An 11396-nucleotide genomic window follows, 5' to 3' on the forward strand; every position below is an offset into this window, starting at 1 on the left:
CAGCTGCGTGCGCGCGGTGTCCAGCGCGGCGCGTTGCGCGTCGCGGCTGGCCAGCGCCTGCTTGTAGGCGGCCTGCGCATCGTCCACATCCTGCTGCGCGGCCAGCCGGGTCTTGCCCAGGGTGCGATAGCGCTCGGCGCGCAGCGTGGCGGCGGCGAGCGTGGCCTCGGCGGTGGCCAGGTTGGCCTGCGCCTGGTTGGCCGCGGCCTGGTAGAGGGTCGGCTCGATCTGGAACAACGGCTGCCCGGCCCGCACCGTGGCGCCCTCCTCGAACAGCCGCTGGCGCAGGATGCCGCTGACCTGCGGCCGCACCTCCGATTCTTCCGAGGCCACGGTACGCCCGGCCAGTTCCACGCTCAGCGGCACGCTCTGCGGCTGCAGGGTCACCACCTCCACCGTCTTCGCTGCCGGCGCCGGGGCCTTGCCTCCCCCCTTGCAGCCGGCGAACGCGAGCACGACGACGGACAGCAGCAACGGCAGCGCGCGGCGGCGCTGGACGAAAGGCGCGGGCATGCGCTTGATCCTGGGGACGGCGGGGAGGATCATTTAATTTACTCAAAGACAAAAAAACAATCATGAAGGGAAGCACAACCCTTCGCCGCCAGGATGCGCAAACCGCGACGGCGACGGCCGAGCCGGCGACAACGGGCATCCCCGCGCGCCCGCGTGGACGGCCGGCACTGGCGCGGCCACGCCTGCTGGCGGCGGCACGCATCCTGCTGCTGGAACACGGGCTGGACGTGTCGCTGGAACAGATCGCCAGCCAGGCCGGGCTGACCCGGCAGAGCCTGTACAACCACTTTTCCAGCAAGGCCGAGCTGCTGATGCAGGTGTTCGAGGCCTTGAACGAGGAACTGCAGGCGCGCTTCGAAAACATCGGCAGCGCCACCGCACAGGACCTGCCCGCGACCCTGCGGCAGATCGCGCTGACCGTGCCGGCGCACCTGTACGCGCCCGACGCCTTGCGCCTGCATCGCCTGCTGGTGCAGGCCAGCGCGCAGATGCCGGACCTGCTGCAGTCGCTGCACCAGCGCCGCGCCGGCCGCCTGCGCGAGCGCCTGAGCGCCTTGCTGCAGACCCTGCACGCGCGCGGCGACGTGCAGGTCGCACGCCCCACCCTCGCCGCCACCGCGTTCATCGGCGCCACCTTCGGCTATGCCTATCCCGGCGCGATGCTCAACGGACAGGCGCCGGACGCGGCCGCGCAGCAGGCGCTGGCGGAGGAAGTGGTGGCGACCTTCCTGGCCGCCTGGCGCTATCGCGGCGCGACCGCGCCCTGAGCGCACGCGCCGGCCCCGCTCAGGAACTGCACGACAGCATCGAACAACCAGCCCGGCTGCGCGCCCAGTCCGGACGCTTCGCCGCGAAGGCCTCGCGCCCGGGCTGCTCGTCGTAGGGACGCCGCATCACCTCCAGCAGCTCGTCGATGCCGCCGGTGTCGCCCTGCTCGGCGCGGTCGATCGCCTGCTGCGCCAGGTAGTTGCGCAGCACGTAGCGCGGGTTGGCCGCGCGCATCTGCTCCGCACGCACGGCGGCGGGCAGCGGATCCTGCTGCAGGCGCTGCGCATAGCGGGCCAGCCAGGCCTCGAACGCCGGCGCCTGCGTCGCCAGCTTGGCGGGGTCGTAGAACGCGTCGGCCAGTGCCGCCAGGGCCTGCGCCGGCGTCCACGGCGGCAGCGGCAATGCGCTCAAGCCGCGGAACCACAGGGTCATGTCGACCTCGCCCTGCTGCAGCAGATCCAGCAGGTCGCGCATCAGCGCCACATCGGCGTCGCCGCAGGTCGCCAGACCGAGCTTGGCCGCGATGTTGTCGCGCTCGGCCTGCGCATACTCCGCACGGAACCGCTCCAGGCCGTCGTGCAGTGGCGCGACGTCGTCGAACAGCGGCGCCAGCGCCTGCGCGAGCCGGCCGAGGTTCCAGTACGCAACCTGCGGCTGTGTACCGAAGCGGTAGCGGCGCCCCTGCGCATCGGTGGTGTTGGGCGTCCAGTCCGGGTCGTAGTCGTCGACCCAGCCGTAGGGGCCGTAGTCGATGGTCAGGCCCAGGATCGACATGTTGTCGGTGTTCATCACCCCGTGCACGAAGCCGACCCGCATCCAGTGCGCCACCATGCGTGCGGTGCGCGCACAGATCTCGGCGAACCAGGCCGCATCGCGTGCGCCACCGGTGCCGGACAGCGCCGGGAAATCGCGTGCGATCACCAGATCGGCCAGGCGCCGCAGCAAGGCGGTGTCGCCGCGCGCGGCCGGCAGTTCGAAACTGCCGAAGCGCACGAACGACGGCGCCACCCGGCACACCACCGCGCCCGGTTCGGCGCGCGGGTGGCCGTCGTAGAACATGTCGCGCACCACCGTCTCGCCGGTGCCGACCAGGCTCAGCGCACGTGTGGTCGGCACGCCCAGGTGATGCATGGCCTCGCTGCACAGGAACTCGCGGATCGACGAGCGCAGCACGGCGCGGCCATCGGCGCCGCGCGAATACGGCGTGGGCCCGGCGCCCTTGAGCTGCAGCTCCCAGCGCCGCCCGTCCATACCCAGCGCCTCGCCCAGCGAGATCGCGCGGCCGTCGCCGAGTTGTCCGGCCCAATGCCCGAACTGGTGCCCCCCATAGTTCGCGGCATAGGGCTGCATGCCCGGATAGCGCGCATTGCCGGCGAACACCGCGGCGAACTCCGGCGCCCGCACCTCCTGCTCGGACAGCCCGAGCAAGGCGGCCACCTCCGGCGAATACGCCAGCAGCCGCGGCGCCGCGACCGGCGTCGGCTCGACCGGCGACCACAGCGCGCCCAGCACCTCGCGGCGCCGCGGACCGGTTTCCGGGTCGCCAGGCAGCTCGGCGACGAAGCGATTGTCGAAACGCAAGGAAGGCATGGGCAAGAGCGTAGAAGTCGCAGGCTTCATTGGAAAGTCCGCGAGGTGAGCATCCAGTGCACGCCAGATATCGCGAGAGCCCGAAAAGCCCCTCTCCCCCGGGAGAGGGGTTGGGGTGAGGGTCCGACCACCGCGAACCCAGCGTACGCGCAGTAACCCCCGCTTTGACCAATCCCCACTCCCCACTCCCCACTCTCCACTCCCCGCCCCACCTCCACTCGCCGCCGACATAGGCATCCGGCATGCTCCGCGCTCCTCTCAGGGATCGCCCATGTCCGACCGACCGTCTTCGCCCCGCTGGCCCCGCAACGCCCTGATCGCCCTGTCCTCGCTGCTGGTCTCGGCCTGCAGCAGCCTGTTCTTCGGCGGCCTCAACGCCAGTTCCTCGCGGCATGGCCTCCACGAGCAACGTGGGATCGTCTACGACGCGGCGCATGGCCTGGCACTGGACGTGTACCGCCCCGCCGGGGTGGAGCACGCGCCGGTGGTGGTGTTCTTCCACGGCGGTACCTGGAAGACCGGCGACCGCCAGAACTACCGCTGGGCCGGCGAAGCGCTGGCGCGGCACGGCGTGGTCGCGATCGTGCCGGACTACCGCAAGTATCCGCAGGTGACCCTGGACGGCTTCATGCGCGATGCCGCCACGGCGGTGGCCTGGAGCCAGCGCCATGCCGCCGACTACGGCGGCGATCCGCAACGGCTGGTGCTGATGGGCCACTCCGCCGGCGCGCACATCGCCGCGCTGCTGGCGACCGACGCTCATTGGCTGCAGGCGCAGGGCCTGTCGCCGCGGCAACTGTGCGGCCTGGTCGGGCTGGCCGGCCCCTACGACTTCCTGCCGCTGACCGATCCGGACCTGATCGGCATGTTCGGCCAGGACCCGGCGCAACAGCGGCGCTCGCAGCCGGTGAACTTCGTCGACGGCGACGAGCCGCCGGCGCTGCTGCTGCACGGCGACGCCGACACCGTGGTGGAGCCGCGCAACAGCCAGTCGCTGCAGGCCGCGCTGCAGCGCGCCGGGGTACCGGCCGAACTGAAGACCTATCCCGGCGTCGGCCACATGCGCCTGGTGCTGGCGCTGCGCAAGGACGACCCGGCGCTGCCGGTCATGGCCGACAGCATCGCCTTCGTGCGTGCCTGCCCGGCACGTCCCACCGCCCGCTGACCCGGACGATGCGGACGGAACTCAACCGTCCGCGCTGCCGAGCAGTTCGAATGGACCACCCTGCTGCAGCGCGCGCTGATAGGCGGGGCGCTGCTCGATCCGCTGCACGAACCCGGCCAGGTTCGGATGCGTCTGCAGGCCGATGCGCGCCGCGGCGGCCTGCACCGGGAAGCTCATCTGTACGTCCGCGGCGGTGAAGCGGTCGCCGGCGAACCAGCCGGTCTCGGCCAGTTCGCGCTCCATCCAGTCCAGGTGCAGGCGCACCTGCGGACCGACGAAACCATGCATCGCCTTGTCGACGATGGCCTTGGCGATCGGCCGCGCGAAGAACGGCATCTTCGCCGAGCGGATCCGCCCGAACACCAGGCTCATCAGCAGCGGCGGCATCGCCGACCCCTCGGCGTAGTGCATCCAGTAGCGGTAGCGCAGGCGCTCGGGCGAATCCAGCGGCTGCGGCGCCGGCGACAGCGTGCTGCCGGTGTCGTAGCGGTCCACCAGATAGTCGAGGATGGCCCCGGACTCGGCGAGGACGTGGCCGTCGTCCACCAGCACCGGCGACTTGCCCAGCGGATGGATCGCGCGCAGCTCCGGCGGCGCCAGCATGGTCTTGGGATCGCGCTGGTACTTGATCACCTGGTACGGCAGCGCCAGTTCCTCCAGCAACCACAGCACGCGCTGCGACCGGGACTGGTTGAGGTGATGCACGGTGATCATGGCGACGGCTCCGGAGCTCGGGGGCCGCCATGGTAGCCGGATGCAGGTGTGAACCCGCGCATGCAGGGCATGGTCGCTGCATCTGGCGCCATGGCGATGGCGCGGCGATCAGCGGAAGTTCGCTGCGCGAAAAAGAAACGCCCAAACAAAAACGCCGGAAGCTTGCGCTCCCGGCGTTCGGCACCTTGCGGTGGCAGACGTCCTTAGACGGCCTGCACCTGGTCAGCCTGCATACCCTTCTGGCCCTGCACGGCGACGAAGGTCACCTTCTGGCCTTCCTGCAGCGACTTGAAGCCGGTGCCCTGGATCGCGCGGAAATGCACGAACAGGTCCGGGCCGCTTTCCGGGGTGATGAAGCCGAAGCCCTTGGCATCGTTGAACCACTTCACGGTACCGTTCTGACGCTCAGACATTTGCTAACTCCTGAAACATTGAATTGAAGAAATCGCAGCCATCGGAAATCGAGGCCGAGACTGAGTTGCAGGCGTTAGTAAAGCGAGCGGAACGATGAAGTGGATCGTGAGATCTACTGCACCAAGCCACGATTCACGGTGACTCTAGCAAACACAGTGGGGCCACCATACGCGGGTCGTGATCAAAAAGCGACATGTTTGTGTAGACAAACCGGGATCGACCACAAGGAAGCTGAACCCAACCCTAAAGTTAACGCCGGCGCTGCCGATCCACCTGCCGACCCGCGGAAACTGCGCAAATCCGCCCTGGACCGGACAACGGCGACTGAGCCTGCGACCACGCCGGAGGTGGCCGTGGCTCCCCCTCCCCCCACCCCGGCCCCGGGTCGGACACGCGCCCCCCGGGCCTCGATTCTCCCGCTTCCCCACAAGTCCCCGGCCAGCGGCGGCCCCACACCGTATCCTAGTGCGCCCTCGATCCCGGTAGCCGCATGGCCCTCACCGCCACCCTCCGCAAGGCGGAGCTGCAGATTTCCGACATGGACCGCGGCTACTACGCCGCCCATTCCCTGACCCTGGCGCAACACCCGTCCGAAACCGATCAGCGGCTGATGGCGCGCCTGCTGACCTTCGCCCTGTACGCCGAGGAGCGCCTGCTGTTCGGCAAGGGCCTGAGCAGCGACGACGAACCCGACCTGTGGCGGATGGACTACACCGGCGCGATCGAGCAATGGATCGAGGTCGGCCAGCCCGACGAGTCGCGGGTACGCAAGGCCTGCGGCCGGGCGCGCTCGGTGGTGGTGGCCAACTATGGCGGCCGCGCCGCGGACATCTGGTGGGACAAGAACGCGTCCGCGCTGATCAAGCTCAAGCCGGTACAGGTGATCGACCTGCCGGCCGACGCCGTCGCTGCGGCGGCCGAGCTGATCCAGCGCAGCATGCGCTTCGACGTGGTGATCCAGGACGGCGAGGTGCAGTGGCTGGGCGACAGCGGCAGCTTCGCCTTCACCCCCACGGTGCGCAAAGCCGCGGCATGAGCGTCGGGACCGCCCCCCTCCGCACCGATGTCGTGGTACTCGGCGCCGGCGCCGCCGGGCTGATGTGCGCGATCGCCGCCGGCCAGCGCGGGCGCCGGGTGCGGGTGATCGACCATGCCAACAAGGTCGGCAAGAAGATCCTGATGTCCGGCGGCGGCCGCTGCAACTTCACCAATACCGGCACCGGGCCGGGCAACTTCCTGTCGGCCAACCCGCACTTCTGCAAATCGGCGCTGGCCCGCTACCGCCCGGCCGATTTCATCGACCTGGTCGAACGCCACCACATCGCCTACCACGAGAAGGAACTGGGGCAGTTGTTCTGCGACGTCTCCTCCAAGCAGATCGTGCGCATGCTGGTGGACGAGTGCGCCGCGGCGGGGGTGACGGTGCGCACCGACTGCAGCGTGCGCGCGGTGGAACGCGGCAGCGAAGGGTTCCGCCTGGACACCGACGATGGCCCGGTGCATGCGGCCTCGCTGGTGGTGGCGACCGGCGGCCTGTCGATCCCCAGCCTCGGCGCCAGCGGCTTCGGCTACGAGCTGGCGCGGCAGTTCGGCCACGCCGTGCTGCCGACCCGCGCCGGGCTGGTGCCGCTGACCCTGAGCGGCAAGCACCAGGAACGCCTGCACGACCTGTCCGGCCTGGCGCTGCCGGTGGAGGCCAGTTGCAACGGTGCGCGCTTCCGCAACTTCATGCTGATCACCCACCGCGGCGTCAGCGGCCCGGCGATCCTGCAGATCTCCTCGTACTGGCAACCGGGCGACGACCTGCGCCTGGACCTGCTGCCGGGGCAGGACGCGGCGACCTGGCTGCGCGAACAGAAACGCCTGCGCGGCGCCGCCGAGTTGCGCACGGTACTCGGCGAGGCACTGCCGCGCCGCTTCGCACAACGCCTGTGCGAGGTGTGGCTGCCGGACAAGCCGGTGCGCCAGCTGGACGAGCCACAGCTGCGCGCCGCCGCCGAGCTGCTCGGCGCCTGGCCGCTGGTGGCCAGCGGCACCGAGGGCTACCGCACCGCCGAAGTCACCCTGGGCGGCGTGGACACCGACCAGGTGTCGTCCTCGACCATGGAATCGCGGCGCGTGCCCGGCCTGTACTTCGTCGGCGAAGTGCTCGACGTCACCGGTTGGCTGGGCGGCTACAACTTCCAGTGGGCCTGGGCCTCCGGTCATGCGGCTGGTTTGGCGGCCTAGCGGCCGGGAATGGGGAATCGGGAATGGGGACTCGAAACACCGCTTGTTGCGCGCGCGTCTCGGCCCGAGCGCGAACGTTCAGACACGACAGCCCGCTCTTGCGACTCCCCATTCCCGATTCCCCATTCCCGAACAACATGGACGCGACCGCGGGCATCGTGTATTAAACCCCGTCCCCGGGAGGCTTCATGCACACAGGCAAAGACATCACCCTCCGCCTGATGATCGTCGACGACAGCGGCGAAGACGCCGAGGCGATCGTCAGCAGCCTGCGCAACAGCGGCATCGCGGTGCGCCCGTCGCGGCCGCAGCACGCCGAGGAGTTGTCGGCGATGCTGACCGCGCAGCCGATCGACCTGGTGCTCAGCGCACAGGCGCAGTCGATCCCCCTGCCGCAGGTGCTGCAACGGGTCGCCGCCAGCGGCAAGGACATCCCGGTCATCGTGCTGGCCGAGCGCATCGACGAACAGGAATGGCTGGAGGCCGTGGCCGGCGGCGCGCGCGCGATCGCGCTGCGGCAGCGACCCGAGCATTTGCTGGCAGTGGTCCGCACCACCTGGGCCGACCTGCAGGCGCGGCGCGGCCTGCGCCGGATCGAAGCGCAGATGCGCGAGACCGAGCGCCGCTGCGACGCGCTGATCGCCTCCTCGCGCGATCCGATCGCCTACATCCACGAGGGCATGCACATCCGCGCCAACGACGCCTACCTGGAGATGTTCGGGTTCGAGTCGTTCGACGACGTCGAAGGCGTGTCGCTGCTGGACATGGTCGCCCCGCAACACGTGGAAGGTTTCAAGCAGTTGCTGAAGTCGCTGAGCAAGGGCGAGCCGCCGCCGGCGCAGTACCAGGTGGACGCGCGCACCCTGGAAGGCGACAGCTTTCCGGCGACGATGGAATTCGCCACCGCCAGCTACGAGGGCGAGGCCTGCGTGCAGGTGGTGTTCCGCCGCCGCGAGGAGTTCGACCCGGAACTGGCGCGCGAGGTCGAGGACCTGCGCCAGCGCGACCAGGTCACCGGTCTGCTCAACCGCCCGACCTTCATGCTGGCGCTGGAAACCGCGGTGGCCCAGGTCGGCCGCGGCGAGGGCCAGTACGGCTTCCTGCTGGTCGAGCCGGATCATTACGCACGCCTGTTGGCCGACATCGGCCTGGATTCGGCCGATGCGCTGGTCGCCGCATTGGCCCAGCACCTGGCCGCCGCCATCGACGGCGACGTGCAGGCGGCGCGCTTCGGCGAGCACAACTTCGCACTGCTGCTGGAAGGCGACTACGCGCGCACCGCGGCGCTGGCCGAGCGCCTGCTGCAGGCCTACGCCAGCCAGGTGTTCAGCGTCGGCGAGCGCTCGGCCACGGTCACCGTCAGCATCGGCGGCGTGCAGATCGGCGAGAAGATCGCCAGCGTCGGCCAGGTCCTGGCCCGCGCCAGCGAGAACGTGCAGGCGACCGTCGAACTGGGCGGCAACGCCTGCAAGATCTTCGACCCGGGCGCGGCCGACCGACTCGAGGAAGAGCGCGTGCAGCGCTGGGTCCAGCACCTGCGCGAGGCCCTGGCCGGCGACGGCTTCCTGCTGCACTACCAGCCGGTGCTGAACCTGCAGGGCGACCAGCACGAGCTGTACGAGGCCTACCTGCGCCTGGAGCGCAACGACGAGCTGATCGGCCCGTCGACCTTCCTCGGCATCGCCGCCGAGCATGGCCTGACCGCCGAGATCGACCGTTGGGTGGTCGCGCGTGCGATCGCGGTCATCGGCGAACGCCAGCGCGCCGGCCACGCCACCAGCCTGCTGGTCAAGGTCAGCCCGGAAGCCTTCGCCGACACGCAGATGGTCGACCTGATCCGGCGCGAACTGGCGACGCACGGCGTGCCCGGCGACCGCCTGTGGCTGCAGACGCCGGAGGCCAAGGTGTTCACCCACCTGCGCAACGCGCAGCAGTTCCTGGCCGACGCCACCGCCCTGGGCTGCAAGGTCGGGCTGGAACAGTTCGGCTCCGGCCTGGACTCGTTCCAGTTGCTGGCGCACTTCCAGCCCTCGTTCCTGAAGCTGGACCGCGGCTTCACCCAGGACCTGACCCAGACCCGCGAGCACCAGGACAAGATCCGCGAGATCACTGGGCGCGCGCAGTCTGCCGGCATCCGCACCATCGCCGAGTTCGTCTCCGACGCCACCTCGATGAGCCTGCTGTTCAGTGCCGGCGTCGATTACGTGCAAGGCGAATTCGTCGGCCTGGCGGCGCCGGGGATGACGTTCGATTTTGCCTGAGGGGCCGCGATTCGGGATTGGAGATTCGCAAAAGCAACGCCGGCGGAGCCTGCGCTCCGCCGGCCGGCGTGTCGATCTCGCGATCGATCAGCTCACTGTCGCGTTGACGTGCGATGCGCGCAGGGTGGCGATGCGCTCGGACAGCGGCGGGTGGCTCATGAACAGCTTGCGCAGGCCCTGGCCCAGACCACCGGCGATGCCGAACGCCTGCACCTGCGACGGCAGCGTGCTCTGGCCATGGTTGAGCTCAAGGCGCTGCAGCGCCGCGATCATCTTGGCGCGGCCGGCCAGGCTGGCACCGCCGGCGTCGGCGCGGAACTCGCGGTAGCGCGAGAACCACATCGCGATCATCGTCGCGAACAGGCCGAACACCAGCTCCAGCACCATCACGATCGCGTAGTAGGCCAGGCCGCGGCGGCCGTCGCGGTTGCCCGACAGGTAGCTGTCCACCACGCCACCGACCACGCGCGCCAGTACGATCACAAAGGTGTTGAGCACGCCCTGCAGCAATGCCATGGTCACCATGTCGCCGTTGGCGATGTGGCTGATTTCATGGCCCAGCACCGCCTCGGCCTCGTCCTCGGTCATGTTCTGCAGCAGGCCGGTGGAAACGGCGACCAGCGCATTGTTGCGGTTGGCGCCGGTGGCGAAGGCGTTGATCTCCGGGCCGTCGTACACGGCGACCTCGGGCATGCCGATGCCGGCGGCCTGCGCCTGGCGCTGCACGGTCTGCAGCAGCCAGCGCTCGGTGTGGTTGCGCGGCTCGGTGATCACCTGCGCACCGGTGGCGCGCTTGGCCATGAACTTGGACAGCAGCAGCGACACCAGCGAGCCGCCGAAGCCGAAGATCGCGGCCATCACCAGCAGGCCGCCCATCTGGTTGGGGTTGACCCCGAACACGGACATGACAATGCCGGCCAGCACCAGCACCGCCAGGTTGGTGATGAGGAACAGGACGATACGATTGAACATGTGAGCGTGGGCTCCGCACAGACTAAATGGAAGGATTGGCTCGAATCTGCGGTGTCGGCCGCTTGAATTCAAGCGCGTACCTGACCGAGGATTCAGCTTGTCCATGTCCCCGCCTCCCTACCGCGGCCGCTTCGCGCCCTCGCCCACCGGCCCGCTGCACCTGGGTTCGCTGCTCGCCGCCTTCGGCAGTTGGTTGCTCGCCCGCCACGCCGGCGGCCAGTGGTTGCTGCGCATCGAGGACGTGGACCGCCCGCGCAGCGTGCCCGGCGCCGCCGAACGGCAACTGGCGAGCCTGCGCGCCTGCGGCCTGGAGGCCGACGGACCGGTGCTGCGGCAGAGCGAGCGCGACCCGGTCTACCGCGACGCCCTGCAGCGGCTGCTGCAGGCCGGCCTCGCCTTCCCCTGCAGTTGCAGCCGCAGCGCCCTGGCGGCGCAGGGGGGCGTGCACCACGCTTGCGTCACCGATGCGCCACGCGCACAGCCGGCCATCCGTCTGCGCGTGCCACCCGGTACGGCCAGCGTGGTGGCCTTCGACGACGCGGTGCGCGGCCGGCTCGCCCAGGACGTCCATGCCGAGGTCGGCGATGTGGTGCTGCTGCGCGCCGACGGCTGCTGGGCGTACCAACTGGCCGTGGTGGTCGACGATGCCGCGCAAGGCATCACCGACGTGGTGCGCGGCGCGGACCTGCTCGACTCCACGCCACGGCAGATCCTGCTGCAGCGTGCGCTGGGCCTGCCCACGCCGCGCTACCTGCACCTGCCGCTGCTGC

At 69.8% G+C, this 11396-nt stretch carries 11 protein-coding genes; 6 read left to right on the forward strand and 5 right to left on the reverse strand.

All coding sequences use genetic code 11. The annotated features are described in order from the left end of the window. Positions 1-513: efflux RND transporter periplasmic adaptor subunit (locus D183_RS0112685; RefSeq protein ID WP_017909322.1), on the reverse strand; the 513-nt coding region annotated here is incomplete at its 3' end. 62 nt (positions 514-575) lie between these two features. Here D183_RS0112685 and D183_RS0112690 point away from each other — a divergent pair. Continuing rightward, positions 576-1280, forward strand: a complete 705-nt coding sequence (locus tag D183_RS0112690; RefSeq protein ID WP_017909323.1) for a TetR/AcrR family transcriptional regulator — start codon at positions 576-578, stop codon at positions 1278-1280. Positions 1281-1299: 19 nt separating this feature from the next. Here the strand turns inward: D183_RS0112690 and D183_RS0112695 are convergent, their stop codons facing one another. Further along, positions 1300-2871 carry a protein adenylyltransferase SelO gene (locus D183_RS0112695; protein ID WP_017909324.1) on the reverse strand — a complete coding sequence of 524 codons (1572 nt, stop codon included), beginning with the start codon at positions 2869-2871 and terminating at the stop codon, positions 1300-1302. Positions 2872-3142: 271 nt separating this feature from the next. Between D183_RS0112695 and D183_RS0112700 the strand changes: the two genes are divergently transcribed. Next, the gene (locus tag D183_RS0112700) at positions 3143-4036 is read left to right on the forward strand and encodes an alpha/beta hydrolase (RefSeq protein WP_017909325.1); all 894 of its coding nucleotides are present in this window, start codon (positions 3143-3145) and stop codon (positions 4034-4036) included. A 21-nt stretch (positions 4037-4057) separates the two neighbouring features. Here D183_RS0112700 and D183_RS0112705 read toward each other — a convergent pair whose 3' ends face one another. Then, positions 4058-4750 (reverse strand): glutathione S-transferase family protein, encoded by a 693-nt coding sequence (locus D183_RS0112705; RefSeq protein WP_017909326.1) that lies wholly within the window; start codon positions 4748-4750, stop codon positions 4058-4060. Positions 4751-4953: 203 nt separating this feature from the next. Beyond that, positions 4954-5163, reverse strand: a complete 210-nt coding sequence (locus tag D183_RS0112710) for a cold-shock protein (RefSeq protein WP_017909327.1) — start codon at positions 5161-5163, stop codon at positions 4954-4956. 491 nt (positions 5164-5654) lie between these two features. Between D183_RS0112710 and D183_RS0112715 the strand changes: the two genes are divergently transcribed. The 3 genes from D183_RS0112715 to D183_RS0112725 all read left to right on the forward strand — a co-directional run bounded on the left by D183_RS0112715 (position 5655) and on the right by D183_RS0112725 (position 9654). Next, on the forward strand, positions 5655-6200 hold the full coding sequence (locus tag D183_RS0112715; RefSeq protein WP_017909328.1) for a YaeQ family protein: 546 nt from the start codon (positions 5655-5657) through the stop codon (positions 6198-6200). After that, positions 6197-7393 (forward strand): NAD(P)/FAD-dependent oxidoreductase, encoded by a 1197-nt coding sequence (locus tag D183_RS0112720; RefSeq protein WP_017909329.1) that lies wholly within the window; start codon positions 6197-6199, stop codon positions 7391-7393. The genes D183_RS0112715 and D183_RS0112720 overlap by 4 nt, the downstream gene beginning before the upstream one ends. Positions 7394-7581: 188 nt before the next feature. After that, positions 7582-9654, forward strand: coding sequence for a GGDEF/EAL domain-containing response regulator (locus D183_RS0112725; RefSeq protein ID WP_017909330.1), 2073 nt, complete (start codon positions 7582-7584; stop codon positions 9652-9654). 87 nt (positions 9655-9741) lie between these two features. Here the strand turns inward: D183_RS0112725 and htpX are convergent, their stop codons facing one another. Next, a complete protein-coding gene (htpX, locus tag D183_RS0112730; protein WP_017909331.1) occupies positions 9742-10626 on the reverse strand; it encodes a protease HtpX in 885 nt (294 codons plus the stop codon). 103 nt (positions 10627-10729) lie between these two features. Between htpX and gluQRS the strand changes: the two genes are divergently transcribed. Further along, positions 10730-11396 (forward strand): tRNA glutamyl-Q(34) synthetase GluQRS (gluQRS, locus tag D183_RS0112735; protein ID WP_017909332.1); only part of this gene is annotated, 667 nt, incomplete at its 3' end.

This window comes from Xanthomonas sp. SHU 199 (assembly GCF_000364665.1).
In the GTDB taxonomy this organism is placed as follows: Bacteria; Pseudomonadota; Gammaproteobacteria; order Xanthomonadales; family Xanthomonadaceae; genus Xanthomonas_A; species Xanthomonas_A sontii.